Genomic DNA, 13,945 nt, shown 5'->3' with positions numbered 1-13,945 from the left:
TTCGACAGTCTCATCGCGAACGCGAGCGTCCACACGATGCCGTTCACCGAGTCGAACCGCGACGCCTACATGGCGGCCAGCGAACATGTTCTGTCCATCGTGGACAAGATGGTCGCGGTCTGGGATGGCGGGCCGTCCGGTGGTCATGGCGGCACCGCGGATGTCGTCGATGCGGCGAGGAATCGAGGTCTGGACGTCACGGTCGTCTGGCCGGAGCACGCTGCCCGAGCCTGAAAGTCCTTCAGCGGCGACCGATCCGATCGCGCCGTGACGGAATTCCCTTCCGTTGCCGAAGGACATCGTCACAGGGCTCGCACTGCTGGTGGACGCGGTTGTTTCGACCGTCACCGGAAAGCTTGAACTCCGCCTCGCCGGATTCGCCGCAGAGCATGGTGACGGCTTCTCCCGGTTGCGGCACCGCAGTGAGGTCCATTCGATGCCACTTGCCATTGAGGACCGGCTGGATCGTCTGCGGGTCGACGTAGATGACGGCGGCGACCATCACGACGCCCGAGCTTGGAGGGAATCGAGCCAAGTCTCGATCGTGACCGGCTTGGCGAAGGCGCGCCCCAGCAGTGCCCTCGCGGTGTCGTGGTACTTGTTCAGCACGTCCTTGTCCGTGCCGTACGTCGTGCAGTGGCTGTGCCTGAGCGCGACGGCGATCGGCCTGGGGCCGTCCTCGAAGAGCGTGAAGGCTGCCACGGAATCGGGGCCGGATGGGACAATCTGAATCGTGACGTCGAGGCGGCGCCCTGCTTCGCGGAGCTGCCTGATCTGCTCGGCGCCGTCGGGTTCGTCGCGGGCCATGCGTAAGGCCTCGTCGCCGATCAGGAAGACGTACCGGCGTCCGCCTTGCTCCATCGTCTGCCGACGACACTGGCGCTGAAACAGCTCCTGGTCGTGGCGTTCGGACTGCTCCGCGGTCTCGTCCCGAGCTGCAGTGGGCGGCGGTGGTGGCAGCAGGAGGTCCGGGATGCGGAATGGCGCCCACTCCACGATCCGGCTCGAAAGCTGCTCGTAAGTCCACAAAAGATCGATCAGTGGCGACGCGGTGTGGTCGACGAAGTTCGGGACGTCGAGCTGCTTGGCGATCTTCATGACCTGCTCGAATTCGGCGCGGCTCACTCGGAGGCACCCGAGGATCTGGGCGACCAGCGTGTCCTCGGGGACGTTGGTCCCCAGTTCCACGTTCGACAGCTTCTGCGCGCTGATTCCCAGCAGGCGAGCCAACTCGCGGAGCCCCATCTTCCGGCGCTCACGCGCATCGCGCAGTCCGACGCTCACGGCGAGTACAGCAGGTTTGCGAGTTGCGTTCATCGTTCGGTCCTTGCTTTTACGTTGGCCAGCTGAAGAAACTTCAGGAAGGTGACGAAGCCCGTGAAGTACGCGGCTGAGCAACACGTACAGAGCCAGGTCTTCCTCGTTCGGCCATTCGGGACCGCACACTGGCTCGTCTTCTGATTTCGGTTTCGAGGTCATGGTTTTCAGTTGCCGCCGGTCTTGGGTGGCACCCCTGGTGGCCGGGGCTCACGTCGGAGGGGGAAGCGAGGTGGTCGACCAGCCACCGGGGTGCCGAAATCGACCTTCGCGGGTCGTCCAGCTGAATCACCAGGGCGTACATCCGGGGCGAATCTGTAGGAGATCTTGCGTGTAGCCTTCTGACCTGCGGTAATCTGATGACCTCAGGCGGTGATCTAGGGAGTGAATCATGGGAACGCGGCGCCACGGGCTCATCCGCGCTCGTAAGGCAGCTGGCTACACCCAGGAGACGCTTGCCATCGAACTGGGCCTCGACACAACTACCGTCGGGCAGTGGGAACGCGGCAAATCGGAGCCGCTGCCTTACAAGCGGCCGAAACTCGCAAGGGCGCTCGGCGTCACGTCACGCGGCCTCGAAGAACTGCTGGCCGAAGGCGCCGCCGTGGTGTCGCGTCCGAGCGCTGACTACGAAACCTGGGCCGACGACCTGGACCGAGTCGCCGTCTGCCTTGGCCGCCAGGAGTTCGACCTGGCGAAGCTCCTGCTGGATCGCTGGACCGGCCGGCTGGTCCCCAGCGGCGATGACCGCGGGCTCTACCTCTACGGCCGGTCGCTACGGCTTCTCGGTGATCTGCGTCAGGACCAAGGCGTCCTCACCGGACCGATGTCCGCCCGGCAGAGCTATGGCCGCGCCATGGCGGTCTTCCGCGAGCTCGGTGCCGACCGGCGGGTCGCGCAGCTCGAACTCCAGCTGGCGGTCCTCGACGAGATGGGCGGCAACCATGAGCCTGCCGCCGAGCAGTACCGGCAGCTGGCCACGGACACCCGCCTCGACGCCCGCGACCGCACCCGTGCCCAGCTTTGGGTCGGGACCGCGCTCAGCAAGGCAGGCCGGAACGCGGACGCCATCACCTTCATCAAGCCCGCTATCCAGCGGTTCGAGGCTCTTGAAGAGCCGCAGGACTGGTCGGTGGCGTTCCAGAAGCTGGCCCTGGCGCACCGCGGCGATGGCGACCTAAGCCAAGCCGGCGTCGCCTTCCAGGTGGCGCTCGACCACCGGCCCGGCGACGCACCCATGCAGCGCGTTCGCCTCGACACCGCGCATGGCCACCTCCTGCTGTCCGACCCCGCCACGGCCGATAGCGGGCTCAAGCTGCTGGAGGGCGCCGCCGCGACCTCGACGCAGTACGGGATGATGCATCAGCTACAGGCCATCTCGGGCATTCGCCGCGCGTACGAACGCCAGGCGTAAGCCCGCGCACGCGACCCGAGGGAGTACGAACGCGCCGTGACGCGGCAACTTACCGATGTGGAGTGGCAGGACGCCGAGCTCGTGTGGGACTTCCACCAGGTCCACCACGAGATTTCTGCTTGCGACGTCGCCATCGCGCTGGGATGCAACGACATCGGCGTCGCCGAGTACGCGGCCGAGTTGTACCACCGCGGCATGTTCCAGACCGTCGTCTTCACCGGTGCGACCAGCCGGGATACCGCCGCCATCTTCCCGCGCGGCGAAGCCGTCCACTTCCGCGAGCGTGCCTTGGAGCTGGGCGTGCCGGACACCGCCATCCTGGTCGAGCCCGAGGCCGCGAACACGGGCGCCAACGTCACGCTCTCCCGCGACCTGCTCATCGGAGCGGGGCTGACACCGGACTCCGTGCTCCTCATCTCGATGCCGTACATGGAGCGGCGGGCGTTCGCGACGTGCCGGCGGCTGTGGCCTGAAGTCGCGGTGACGTGCACGTCGGCGCCGCTGACGCTGGAGGAGTACGTCAAGACGATCGGCGACGCCGCCGAGGTCGTCGACATGATGATTGGCGATCTGCAGCGCGTGATGATCTACCCCGAACGTGGCTTCGCCATCGAGCAGCCGGTGCCGCCCGCCGTGGCCGCCGCCTTCGATCGCCTGGTCGCGGCGGGATTCAACAGCCGCCTGCTCTGATCGGCAGAAGTCGATCAAGTCAGTAGCGGACCGTCACGGCCGTGCTGCGATTGGGTGATCTGTCGCTACTTGTGTCCACATGGACACGGAGCGGGCATACCGTGGTTCTTCCAGGTAGGGGGGCCTGCCGGGCGAGTTTCGACGGCGGTGGGGAGGGCCGATGACCGAAACCGGATCCCGCGGTTTTGCGGCGGCGCTGCGAGGTCGTGAGTTCCGCGCGCTGTGGCTCGCCGAAGCCTTGTCGGTCTTCGGCGATCAGGTCGCGCGGGTGGCGCTCGCGCTGCTGGTCTACGCCCGCACTGACTCCGCGGCGCTGACGGCGCTCACCTACGCCCTGACCTTCGTGCCGGCGATCCTGGGCGGCTTCCTGCTCTCCGGTCTGGCGGACCGCTATCCGCGCCGGACGGTGATCGTCGTGACCGACGTCGTGCGCGCCGTGCTGGCGGCGGCGATGGCCGTGCCGGGGATGCCGCTCTGGATCCTTTGGGCGTTGATCGGCTGCCTGACCATGGCTGCGGCGCCGTTCAAGGCCGCTCAGCTCGCGCTCCTGCCGGACGTGCTTCCGAACGGGCTGTACCAGGCCGGTCTCGGCCTCCGGCAGATCAGCACCCAAACGGCCCAGGTGGCCGGCTTCGGACTCGGCGGCCTGCTCGTGACGAGCTTGAGCACCAGCGGCGCGCTGCTGGTGAACGCCGCGACGTTCCTGGTCAGCGCCGTTGTGGTCGCGGCGGTGGTCCGAACTCGTCCCGTCAGCCGAGCCGAGACCAAGTCGACGCCGCGGTCAGGTGCGGCGGCCAGCGACCCGCGCATGGTCGCCGTCTACATGCTGGCCGCGATGGTCGGATTTCTTGTCGTACCTGAAGGCTTGGCGGCGCCGTACGCGAACGCGGTGGGCCTGACGTCGATCGGGGTCGGCGTCCTGATGGCGGCCGATCCCGTCGGCAGCGTGCTCGGCGGCTGGCTGGCCAGCCGGCTCCGGCCCGATACCGCGCTCACGGCGAAGCTGGTCGTCGTGCCGGCAGCGGCGTCCGGCCTGCCCCTGATCGCTTGCCTCGCGCTACCCGGCGCTTGGTGGGCCGCAGGCCTCTGGGCGGTCTCGGGTGCGCTGTCCACCATCTACTTGATCCGGCTGCAGGCGGTCGTCGTCGAGCTGGTGCCGGACGCGCGTCGCGCCACCACGATGGGACGGCTGAGCACCTGCCTCTACAGCTCGCAGGGCATCGCGATCCTCGGCGCCGGCGTGGTCGCCGAGCGGCTCGATCCCGTCTTCGTCGTCGCCGGGTCGGGCGCGGCGGCGTCACTCTCCGCGGTCGCGGCCGGGTTCGTCTGGTGGGCGGCTCGACCTCGGCAGGCAAGAACTGTCGAGGACGAGGCCGCACCGGTGGATTCAGCGCGCTCAGAAGTCCTTGTTACGCATAGTGACCCCCTCCCGGAGCGTCCGGCGGCGGGAGGTGCCGAGGTGCGGCAGCCGGAGCTCGAGGACCTCGGGTCCTCCCCTGGGAACGGAAGCGAGATCAGTATGCCGAACGAGGGGGTGGCTGAGCGCTCTGGTTGGTCACGATGGGCTATCTGGTTGCTACCGCGACCCGCGGCGGTGTTTCTGCTGGTCATCGATGCCATCGCGGTAGCGGCCATCGTCTTCGACGCGAGGGCGCCGATGGCCTGGCGAGATGTCGTGTCCTGCGGGTTGATCGTCGGGCTCGGCGTCCTGGCCGCGGAGATGACCCGCCGGGTCGAGCGGCGGCGACGGCGGTTTTCGGACACCCCGCACGTCAACTTCTCGTCCGTGTGGACCCTGGCCGCCGCGCTGACCCTCCCGACCGCCTTGGCCGCCCTCGTCGCCGTGCTGCTGTACGGGCACCTCTGGCTGCGCAGCTGGCGGGGCGTCGCCGGGATCCACGCGCACCGAGTCATCTTCAGCACGGCGAATGTCATCCTGTCCTGCCAGATCGCCGGGTGGGCTGCCAGGCAGCTGCACGTCGTGCCGCCCGGCCAGGAAGCCGGCATCTGGACCGCGGTGGGCTTGGCATCGGTGATCGCGATCTACTTCACCGTGAACTCGACGATCGTCGGGGTGGCGATCGCCCTCGCCAGGCGGAGCCTTTCGTTCAAGCGGATGCTCGGCGCGCTCAACGAGAACATCCTCGAACTGGCGACATTGTGCATGGGCGCGCTGACCGCGGTCCTCCTGACTCTGCGCCCGTGGCTCGTGATCGTGTTGTTCCTGCCGCTCTACGCGTTGCACCGGAGCGTCCTGATCCGCCAGTTCGAACACGCCTCGACCACCGATTCGAAGACCGGACTGCTCAACGCGGCGAGCTGGCACGCGATCGCGGCGAAGGAGATCGACCGAGCTCGCCAGCACGGCTTCAGCGTTGGTGTCCTGATGATCGACATCGACCACTTCCGCGACGTGAACAACGTTCACGGACACCTGACCGGCGACAGAGCGCTCGTCCTCGTCGGAAACGCGATTCGGAGCGAAGTCCGGAGCGACGACCTCTGCGGGCGATTCGGTGGCGAGGAGTTCGTCGTCCTGCTGCCGGGCAGCTCGCCGGACGCGATTCACGCCATCGCAGACCGCATCCGGGAGCACGTCGAACGCACCGTCATCGAGCCGGATTCCGGGCCCGGCTTCCACGTCAGCGTGTCGATCGGCGCAGCTGCGTTCCCCGCAGCGGGCAGCTCGCTGGAGGAGGTCCTGATCTCCGCCGACAACGCTCTGTTCGCGGCAAAGGACGCCGGGCGCAATCAGGTCCGAGTCGTCAAGTCGACCGCCTAGCGATGGCCGCGGCTGTCCGCTCGTGTCTGGTCGCGACGTTGCTGCGACCACGTGGCCAGCGGACGCAACGCGCGCAGAAGCGCACGGCCGTCGGGTGACAGCTTGTACCAGACATTGGAGAAGGCGCTGCCTTCCGCGCGCCGTTCAACGAGCCCGTCCTGCTCGAGCCGCCGGAGGGTGTCGGTCAGCGTGCGAGCCGTCAGCGGCTTCGAGTGCGCCGTCCAGCCGGAGCGCTCCTCGGCCTCGTTCACCTCGTTCCGCAGCTTGGTGAACTCCAGCTCGCCGAGTGCGAGGGTCGCGAGGACGGCCACGGTCCAGTCGCCCCGCAGCAGGGCAAGCACCTCGTACACGCTCTGCCGGTACGGCACGTCCCAGTCATCCACACCAGCAGACCTATCACGAAGTGCCGCCCGGCTTGCCCCAGTCGAGATCTTGACGTCCTTTGGACAGGACACCTTCGTCCGAACGAGTGAAGATCCGTCGACTGAGTCCAGACTCACCCGTCGACTTACCTTGCACTCAGCCGAGGTCAGGCAGCTAAACCGGAAGTCACCCGGGCTCCGGCGCCTGGGAACGGAAGAGGAATCGAAGGGGACGGTGGCCGGCCGTGTCTGGCGAGAAGGCCGGCCGGTCACCGAGACCTACAGGGGGAGGGAAGCTGCGATGACGTCTTGCTTGCTTGAGCCGATCAGTCGGCTACCCGTTCGCGAGGAGCATGGCGGCCAGGGCGCCGGCGATCACGAACGGTCCCATCGGGATCGCGGTCCGGCGACGACCAAGACGCATGATCACCACCGCGATCGCGGCGGCCAGCCAGGGCAGCAGACTCCCGAGAACGAGCGTTTGCCACCCGAACCAGGCGAGCGCCGCGCCGAGTGGAATGGCCAGCTTCACGTCCCCGCCGCCGAGCTGGCCCGGTGCCGTGAAGTACACGGCGAGGAAGAACGCGGCGGTCACGGCCGCGCCGGCGAGGGCGCGAGCCAGCGAACCTGCGTCGTGGTCGACGACAGCGGTCGCGATGACGGAGGCGCTGACCGAACCGGCGAGTCCGAGGACAAGCGGGTTCGGCAGGCGACGGTGTCGGGCATCGGCGAAGGCGAGCGGCACGCCGAACGCCGCCACGCTCGCGGAGATCGCGAACGGCGCCACGCCGGGAGCGTGCCCTGCGAGAGCGCCGACGAGCGCGGCGGCGATCACCAGCTGCGCGGCGACCTGCCAGCGGGGAGTACGGACCACGAGCGCACTGCCGATCACGACCGCGACGGCGGCCGTGATGCCGGTCAGGATGAACAGGGGTAGCGGAATGATGTCGACTCCGTCAGGTGCGGTTCGTCCATCATGGACGAAGGTGTCAACCCACGCGATCTTGCTGAGCTTCGCCGCGCTCACGCTCAGCGCGTGCTCCGGCGGCGGTTCTTCCGCACCGTCAGCCTCGCCGTCGAACCCGCCGGCGACCCGCTCGACCTCGGTTCCGCAGCCGACTCCTGCACCCCAGCTGGCGACCGATGCCTACGTCGGCATGTGGCGAGCGATGGCAAAGGCCGGTGAGACGGCGGACTGGCAATCACCCGAAGTGGCGAAGTACGCGACCGGTGACGCGCTCGGCGTGATCAACCGCAGCCTCTACACCGACCACCTCAACGGCGTGGTGTCGAAGGGAGCGCCGGTGACGAGCCCGGAGGTCACCGAGGAGAAGCCGCCGAGCAAGCCCACGACGATCATGATCTCCGACTGCGGGGACAGCACGAACTGGCTGAAGTACAAGAAGGACGGTTCCCCTTTCACCGACTCGCCGGGCGGGCATCGCGCGATCACCGCGGAGGTCAAGAAGCAGGCGGACGGCTCGTGGAAGGTCACCAGGTTCGCGGTGGAGGGGGTGGGGACATGCTGAACCGTGCGGCGCCCGCGGCCGTGCTGGCGGCAGCCATCGTGGTGATCGGCGCCGCGCCCGCGCTCGCCGACGGCTACGGCTACACCGACTGCAGCCAGTACCCGAATCCCGGCTGCGAACTCGGCGCGGGCAAGGGTGGACAGCAGGGTGGTGACCACGGCAACCAGCCGAACAAGCCCGGAGGCCCAGGGCACCACAACTCCGGCGGTGGACCTTCGGATCCCGGCGGCGACACGATCATCGGCGGCGGCAACCTGGCCCAGTGCGGCTACGAGCGCAGCGGATACCAGGGTCCGCCACCTGGAGGCGCTCAGCCGGCAGCGTTCCATGTCCCGCCGAGGACTGGACCGGCTACGGCGGTGCCCGCTGCCTATCGACGGCTGGCGGGTGCGCAGCCGCCGTCCGGCGCCTGGTACGTCTACAAATGCACCGGGGCCGGCTTCCGGGACGCGCTGTACCGGCCACCCGTCTGGATCGCGGACGGTGAACCAGGTCCGGCGCCGCTGCCATCGCCCGCTGAGCTCGCTGTGCAGGCACGGAACCAGCTGCGTCTGCTCGCGCCAAAGATCAAAGCTAATCCGGCCGGGGACCAGCTGGTCACCCTGCCGACCTGGCTGTGGCTGGACCGGAGCAGCTGGGGCGACGTCTCGGCCACCGCGTCGGTGCCGGGCGTCTCGGTGACCGCGGTCGCCAAGCCGACCTCCGTTACCTGGTCGATGGGCGAAGGTGGCTCGGTGACCTGCACCGGCCCCGGCTCGCCGTTTCCCGGAGGCGGTGACCCGAAGAGCGCCTCGCCCGACTGCGGCTACACGTACAAGACGTCCTCGGCCGGCCAGCGCTCGGACGCGTTCCCGGTGACCGCCACGGTGAACTGGACCGTGACGTGGTCGGGCGCCGGCACGGGCGGCACGTTCCCGAACATGACGACCTCCGCCTCGGCGGCGTTCCGTGTGGCGGAGAGCCAGGGAATCGCGACCGGCTGAGGTCCGGCACGCACAACACAACCCTCGTTGAGAAAAGGCACGTCGAACACCCGAGTCGACGCGTCGCGATGGCGTCATGCCTTGAGGAGGTCGGTGGTGACCACTACCGCAAGTTCAACCAGCCCGGACGCGAAACCCGCGTCGCTGAACTCGTGGGCGAGCCGTGATGGCAAGACGCCCGCACGCCTGAGTGGCGGGGGTCGGCGCCACAGCGTGCCCCACCTGCTGCTCGGCGTCCTGCTGGTCGCCGTTTGCTCGGCCGGAGGCGTGTTCGCCGGGATGCAGCTCGGCGACCGGGAAAGCGTCGTCGCGCTGGCCCGCGCCGTTGCCGTGGGCCAGCTTCTCGAGGTTCAGGATCTCAAGCAGGTCAGCATGGCGGTGGACTCCGGAATGGACGTTCTGCCCGCGTCGGCAGCGTCCACTGTGGTCGGCCAGCCGGTGGCATTCAGCCTGCCCGTCGGTTCGTTGGTGACGCGCTCGGTCCTCGGCGTTCCTCAGGTTCCTGCGCCCGGCAGGGGTGTCGCGGCGGTGGGGCTGAAGCCGGGACAGTTTCCGCCCGACCTGGCGCCCGGAACTACGGTGGCGGTCCTCGCGACGCCGGGGCAAAGCCCAGCTGTCGGAACGCCGGTCGGCCAGACGTCGTCATGGACCGCGGTGGTGTCCGCCGTCGCTGCCCGGGAGACCGAGCAGGTCACTGTGGTCTCCTTGCAGCTGGCCGAATCGGACGCTCGCGCGTTGGCTTCGGCCCCGGCGGGCCAGCTCAGCCTCGTCGCGATTGCCGGGGGAGGACACTGATGCTGATCTCCGTCTGCTCACTCAAGGGCTCGCCCGGTGCTACCACCCTGGCGACCGCGCTCGGCGCCTGCTGGCCGGCACAGCATAGTCCGATCGTCGTCGAAGCTGACCCGGCCGGCGGCGACCTGATGGCCCGCTTCCGGCTGCCCGACACACCGGGCCTAGTCAGCTTGGCCGCAGCCGCCCGAGGCCGTGGAGGTGCCGACCCGAACCTGCTCGTCCAGCACTCCCAGCCTCTGCCGGGCGGCTTGCGGGTCGTGCCTGGACCGGTCGGCGCTGAACAAGCTCGTGCAGCGCTCGCGGTGCTGGCCTCCGGAGTCTCGTCGCCGCTGCGTCGCGCGGCCGACCAGCCGGACACCGTGGTCGTCGCCGACTGCGGCCGGGTCGATCCCGGTTCCCCCGCGCTGCCCATCGTCCGCGGCGCCGACGCGATGCTGCTGCTCTCCCGCCCGCACGACGACGAGCTCGCCCACGTCGCGCTCAAGCTTCAGGCCGCCCAGCAGTGGTCACGCCGACCGTGCCTCGTCCTGGTGGGCGACGGCTACCCGACTGCGGAGGTCTCGCAGACGCTGCAGATCCCGGTGATGGGCCGGGTGCCCGCCGACACCAAGGGCGCGGCGATGTTCAGCGGCCAGGGCACGAGCCGGCGAGGGGCGGACAAGTCCGCGCTTGGTCGGGCCGCGGCAGCGATCGCGCTGAACCTCCACTCGCACGGACGCCAGCCGACCCTCACCGAGGGAAGCCGGCCACCGCACCTGCGGCTGGCGGTTGTCAGCGAGTCGATCCCAGGCGTACCCCCGCAGCAGGTCGGCCCGCACATCCGGAACGGTGCGACGCCATGACGCGCCCCGACCTGGCCGTGCCGGTCAACGGCCGCCCGCACGTGCCTGGGCCGACAGACCTTCCGCACCGGCCCGCCGGTGAGACCGCGGCGGTGGAACGGCTGCGGCAGCACCTGCGCGACGAGCTGTCCAGCGAGCTCAGCGACCGCGTCCGGGCCGACGAGTCCGCCGGTCGGCCGCCGATGGACGCACCGGCACGCCGTCGCCTGGCCGAGGCCATCCTGACCGATGCGGCCGAAGCGCACGCGCAGGCCGAGCTGCGCAACTCCGCGGCCGGCGGGATGCTCGTGGCCCCCGAGGTCGAGCAGCGCGTGATCCGCCAGGTCCTCGACGAGGTCTTCGGCCTGGCCGGCCTGGAACCGCTGCTCGCCGACACCGAAATCGAGAACATCAACATCAACGGCGACCGCGTCTTCGTCAAGCGCGCTGATGGCGGTCGCAAGCGTTTGCCTCCGGTGGTCGGTTCCGACACCGAGCTGATCGAGCTCATCCGGGACCTGGCGACCCGTTCCGGTGTGGAGGAGCGAAGGTTCGACCGCGGCAGCCCGATCGTGAACTTCCAGCTGCCCGGCGGCGAGCGCGTCTCGGCGGTCATGGCGGTGACCGCGCGGCCGTCGGTGTCGATCCGCCGGCACCGGTTCACGAAGGTCACCCTCGCCGACCTGCGCAAGAACGGGACGATCGACCTCGCCCTCGAGAGCTTCCTGAAAGCCCTCGTGAAGGCGAAGCGCAACATCCTCGTCACCGGCGGCACGGCGATCGGCAAGACGACCATGCTGCGCGGCCTGGCCTCGGCGATCCCGCCGTGGGAGCGGCTGGTGACCATCGAGGACGTCTTCGAGCTCGGCCTCGGCGAGGACGCCGAGGTCCACCCGGATGTGGTGGCGCTGCAGGCCCGCGAACCGAACATCGAGGGCCAGGGCGAGATCTCGCTGTCGGACCTGGTGTGGCAGTCCCTGCGGATGAGCCCGGACCGGGTCATCGTCGGGGAAGTCCGCGGCCCCGAGGTCATCCCGCTGACCAACGCGATGTCGATGGGCAACGACGGCAGCATGGGCACCCTCCACTCCTCCAGCAGCCAGGGCGCGTTCACTAAGCTCGCCGCCTACGCGGTGCAAGGCCCGGAGCGGCTGCCGATGGAGGCCACCAACCTCCTGGTCGCCGCCGCGCTGCACTTCGTGGTTCACCTGGAGAAGCCCCGAGACGACTCCAGCCAGCGTGTCGTCTCCTCCATTCGCGAAGTCGTCGGTGCCGACGGCGCCCAGATCATCAGCAACGAGGTCTGGCGGCCCGGCCCGGATCTGCGTGCGGTGCCCGGCGCGCCGCTGCGCACCGACACCGTCGACCTGCTCGTCGAAGCCGGGTACGACCCGGACCTGTTCGAGCGGCGCGAAGGATGGTGGACGCCATGACCGTCGCCTTGCTTGGCGTGCTCGGTGCTGGTCTCGCCGTCGGGGCCCTGCTCATCGCCGTCGGTCTGCGCGGCCGGCCCGATCGTGCGGCGACGCCGTCGCGGCTGAGCACCTGGTCGGCCGCACGGCACGACCGGAAGCAGGTCGGCCTGCTCGTCATGGCCGTGCTCGCCGGCCTGGCGGTCGGCGTGGTCACCGGCTGGGTGGTCGGCGGCATCCTGGCCGTGGTCGCGGTGGCCGGCCTGCCGCGGATCCTCGGCTCGAACGTCGACCACCAGCGCCAGCTCCAACGCATCGAGGCGATCGCCGGGTGGACGGAGATGCTGCGCGACACCCTCGTCGCCGCAGCCGGACTGGAACAGGCCATCCTCGCCATCGCCCCAGCCTGCCCGGAGGCGATCCGCGAGGAGATCACCGAGCTGGCCGTCCGGCTGGAACGCGGCGACCGCCTCGCGCCCTCCCTGCGGCACCTTGCCGACCAGCTCCGCGACCCGACCGCCGATCTGGTGATCTCCGCACTGGTACTGGCCGCCGAGCACCAGGCCCGGCAGCTGGCCGACCTGCTCGGCGAACTGGCCGGCGAGGCACGTGAGCAGGCGTCCATGCGCATGCGGGTTGAGGCCGGCCGTGCTCGCACCCGGACCAGCGTGCGGGTCGTCGTGATCACCACGTTGGTCTTCGCCGTCGGGCTGGTGCTGCTCAACCGTGGCTACCTCGCTCCATACGACACGGCGTTCGGGCAGGTCATGCTGCTGCTCGTCGGCCTGCTGTTCATGGTCGCCTTCGCCTGGCTCGGGCGGATCGTGCGCCAGCGTGACCCCGAGAGGTTCCTGACCGAGCTGAGCGCGATCCGCCAGCACGACGCCGACGTCGATGACCTGCTCACCGGGAAGGGAGCGTCATCATGATCGAGGCGTTGCTCTGGGGAGCCGGGCTCGGCGTCGGCCTGTGGGCGCTCGTGGTTTACGTGTTCCCGCCTCGGCCGCCGCTGCAGGCCCTGGTCGACCGGCTGCACGCGGCGCCAGCGCCGCCGCCGATCCTCACCGCGGAATCCGACGGTTGGGCGCTGCGGGTGGGTCGCCCGTTCGTCAAGCCGTTGGCTGTCCTCGGGTTGCCCAACAGCAAGCTACGCAACGACCTCGCGGTCACCGGTAAGGGCATCGAGCACCACCTGGCCGAGAAGGCGGCGCTGGCGCTGGCCGGGTTGCTGCTGCCGACCGTGATGCAGGTGCTGCTCGTCGTGGCCGATGTCGGCCTCGCCTGGGAAGTTCCCGCGGTCGCCGGCCTCCTCGTGGGGCTCGGCGGATTTCTGCTCCCGGACATCCGCGTTCGAAAGGAAGCCGAGCGGCGCCGCTCCACCTTCCGGCACGCGTTGTCGGCCTACCTGAATCTCATCCGGGTCCTGCTGGCCGGCGGCGCCGGTGTCGACGGCGCGCTGTCGGATGCGGTCGGGATCGGCAAGGGCTGGGCGTTCCAGCAGCTTCGCCGCGCGTTGGTCACCGCCAAGCTGACCCGCACCACGCCATGGGCCACCCTCGGTCAGCTCGGTGGCGAACTCGACGTGCACCAGCTCTCCGAGCTCGCCGCGTCGGTCAGCCTCGCGGGTACCGAAGGCGCCCGGGTCCGCGCGAGCCTCGCGGCCAAGGCGGCGGCACTGCGTACTCGCGAACTCACCGACGCCGAAGGCGACGCTCAGGCCGCCACCGAACGGATGAGCCTACCCGTGGTGATGCTGTTCATCGGTTTCCTCGTCTTCATCGGGTTCCCCGCTCTGGCCAGCGTGCTGGCCGGCTTATGAGTCCACTTCAGACCGTCCTAA

General features: G+C 69.3%; 15 protein-coding genes. 11 read left to right on the top strand and 4 right to left on the bottom strand.

Annotated elements, in window-relative coordinates:
* Positions 1-36 precede the first annotated feature (36 nt).
* On the top strand, positions 37-234 hold the full coding sequence (locus tag BLW76_RS50875; protein ID WP_425266045.1) for a hypothetical protein: 198 nt from the start codon (positions 37-39) through the stop codon (positions 232-234).
* A 7-nt stretch (positions 235-241) separates the two neighbouring features.
* Here BLW76_RS50875 and BLW76_RS42815 read toward each other — a convergent pair whose 3' ends face one another.
* Both BLW76_RS42815 and BLW76_RS42810 read right to left on the bottom strand, forming a co-directional pair.
* A complete protein-coding gene (locus BLW76_RS42815) occupies positions 242-502 on the bottom strand; it encodes a hypothetical protein (protein WP_091320576.1) in 261 nt (86 codons plus the stop codon).
* A complete protein-coding gene (locus tag BLW76_RS42810) occupies positions 502-1,284 on the bottom strand; it encodes a Scr1 family TA system antitoxin-like transcriptional regulator (RefSeq protein WP_167384919.1) in 783 nt (260 codons plus the stop codon). The genes BLW76_RS42815 and BLW76_RS42810 overlap by 1 nt, the downstream gene beginning before the upstream one ends.
* A gap of 424 nt (positions 1,285-1,708) precedes the next feature.
* Here BLW76_RS42810 and BLW76_RS42805 point away from each other — a divergent pair, with 424 nt between their 5' ends.
* From BLW76_RS42805 to BLW76_RS42795, 3 genes are all read left to right on the top strand, one after another.
* Complete coding sequence (locus tag BLW76_RS42805) at positions 1,709-2,731, top strand: helix-turn-helix transcriptional regulator (protein WP_091317947.1); 1,023 nt, start codon at positions 1,709-1,711, stop codon at positions 2,729-2,731.
* A 36-nt stretch (positions 2,732-2,767) separates the two neighbouring features.
* A complete protein-coding gene (locus tag BLW76_RS42800) occupies positions 2,768-3,421 on the top strand; it encodes a YdcF family protein (protein ID WP_091317945.1) in 654 nt (217 codons plus the stop codon).
* Positions 3,422-3,581: 160 nt separating this feature from the next.
* Positions 3,582-6,203, top strand: coding sequence for an MFS transporter (locus tag BLW76_RS42795; protein ID WP_091317944.1), 2,622 nt, complete (start codon positions 3,582-3,584; stop codon positions 6,201-6,203).
* On the opposite strand, the gene BLW76_RS49065 is transcribed toward BLW76_RS42795, so the two are convergent.
* The gene (locus tag BLW76_RS49065; protein ID WP_158641374.1) at positions 6,200-6,586 is read right to left on the bottom strand and encodes a winged helix-turn-helix transcriptional regulator; all 387 of its coding nucleotides are present in this window, start codon (positions 6,584-6,586) and stop codon (positions 6,200-6,202) included. The two genes, BLW76_RS42795 and BLW76_RS49065, sit on opposite strands and share 4 nt — an antisense overlap.
* 313 nt (positions 6,587-6,899) lie before the next feature.
* A complete protein-coding gene (locus BLW76_RS42785) occupies positions 6,900-7,592 on the bottom strand; it encodes a prepilin peptidase (protein ID WP_167384918.1) in 693 nt (230 codons plus the stop codon).
* 142 nt (positions 7,593-7,734) lie between these two features.
* Here BLW76_RS42785 and BLW76_RS42780 point away from each other — a divergent pair, with 142 nt between their 5' ends.
* From BLW76_RS42780 to BLW76_RS42750, 7 genes are all read left to right on the top strand, one after another.
* A complete protein-coding gene (locus BLW76_RS42780) occupies positions 7,735-8,094 on the top strand; it encodes a hypothetical protein (protein WP_244170584.1) in 360 nt (119 codons plus the stop codon).
* Positions 8,088-9,077 carry a hypothetical protein gene (locus tag BLW76_RS42775; protein WP_091317939.1) on the top strand — a complete coding sequence of 330 codons (990 nt, stop codon included), beginning with the start codon at positions 8,088-8,090 and terminating at the stop codon, positions 9,075-9,077. The genes BLW76_RS42780 and BLW76_RS42775 overlap by 7 nt, the downstream gene beginning before the upstream one ends.
* 96 nt (positions 9,078-9,173) lie before the next feature.
* Positions 9,174-9,872 carry a hypothetical protein gene (locus BLW76_RS42770; protein ID WP_244170583.1) on the top strand — a complete coding sequence of 233 codons (699 nt, stop codon included), beginning with the start codon at positions 9,174-9,176 and terminating at the stop codon, positions 9,870-9,872.
* Positions 9,872-10,714 carry a CpaE/TadZ family protein gene (locus BLW76_RS48205; RefSeq protein ID WP_143060793.1) on the top strand — a complete coding sequence of 281 codons (843 nt, stop codon included), beginning with the start codon at positions 9,872-9,874 and terminating at the stop codon, positions 10,712-10,714. The genes BLW76_RS42770 and BLW76_RS48205 overlap by 1 nt, the downstream gene beginning before the upstream one ends.
* Positions 10,711-12,126 carry a TadA family conjugal transfer-associated ATPase gene (locus tag BLW76_RS42760; RefSeq protein WP_091317936.1) on the top strand — a complete coding sequence of 472 codons (1,416 nt, stop codon included), beginning with the start codon at positions 10,711-10,713 and terminating at the stop codon, positions 12,124-12,126. Before BLW76_RS48205 ends, BLW76_RS42760 begins: the two co-directional genes overlap by 4 nt.
* Positions 12,123-13,034 carry a type II secretion system F family protein gene (locus tag BLW76_RS42755; protein WP_091317935.1) on the top strand — a complete coding sequence of 304 codons (912 nt, stop codon included), beginning with the start codon at positions 12,123-12,125 and terminating at the stop codon, positions 13,032-13,034. Before BLW76_RS42760 ends, BLW76_RS42755 begins: the two co-directional genes overlap by 4 nt.
* Positions 13,031-13,924, top strand: a complete 894-nt coding sequence (locus tag BLW76_RS42750) for a type II secretion system F family protein (protein WP_091317934.1) — start codon at positions 13,031-13,033, stop codon at positions 13,922-13,924. The genes BLW76_RS42755 and BLW76_RS42750 overlap by 4 nt, the downstream gene beginning before the upstream one ends.
* The last annotated feature ends 21 nt before the right edge of the window (positions 13,925-13,945 follow it).

The organism is Amycolatopsis tolypomycina (assembly GCF_900105945.1).
In the GTDB taxonomy this organism is placed as follows: Bacteria; Actinomycetota; Actinomycetes; order Mycobacteriales; family Pseudonocardiaceae; genus Amycolatopsis; species Amycolatopsis tolypomycina.
The sequence above is the reverse complement of the archived record's forward strand: the minus strand, read 5'-3'. Positions and strand labels throughout refer to the sequence as shown.

Bases quoted from the DNA above. Each gene is read 5' to 3' on its own strand.
- BLW76_RS50875 (WP_425266045.1), top strand. From the start codon at position 37: ATGCCGTTCACCGAGTCGAACCGCGACGCCTACATGGCGGCCAGCGAA.
- BLW76_RS42815 (WP_091320576.1), bottom strand. From the start codon at position 502: ATGGTCGCCGCCGTCATCTACGTCGACCCGCAGACGATCCAGCCGGTC.
- BLW76_RS42805 (WP_091317947.1), top strand. From the start codon at position 1,709: ATGGGAACGCGGCGCCACGGGCTCATCCGCGCTCGTAAGGCAGCTGGC.
- BLW76_RS42795 (WP_091317944.1), top strand. From the start codon at position 3,582: ATGACCGAAACCGGATCCCGCGGTTTTGCGGCGGCGCTGCGAGGTCGT.
- BLW76_RS42780 (WP_244170584.1), top strand. From the start codon at position 7,735: ATGGCAAAGGCCGGTGAGACGGCGGACTGGCAATCACCCGAAGTGGCG.
- BLW76_RS42775 (WP_091317939.1), top strand. From the start codon at position 8,088: ATGCTGAACCGTGCGGCGCCCGCGGCCGTGCTGGCGGCAGCCATCGTG.
- BLW76_RS48205 (WP_143060793.1), top strand. From the start codon at position 9,872: ATGCTGATCTCCGTCTGCTCACTCAAGGGCTCGCCCGGTGCTACCACC.
- BLW76_RS42760 (WP_091317936.1), top strand. From the start codon at position 10,711: ATGACGCGCCCCGACCTGGCCGTGCCGGTCAACGGCCGCCCGCACGTG.
- BLW76_RS42755 (WP_091317935.1), top strand. From the start codon at position 12,123: ATGACCGTCGCCTTGCTTGGCGTGCTCGGTGCTGGTCTCGCCGTCGGG.
- BLW76_RS42750 (WP_091317934.1), top strand. From the start codon at position 13,031: ATGATCGAGGCGTTGCTCTGGGGAGCCGGGCTCGGCGTCGGCCTGTGG.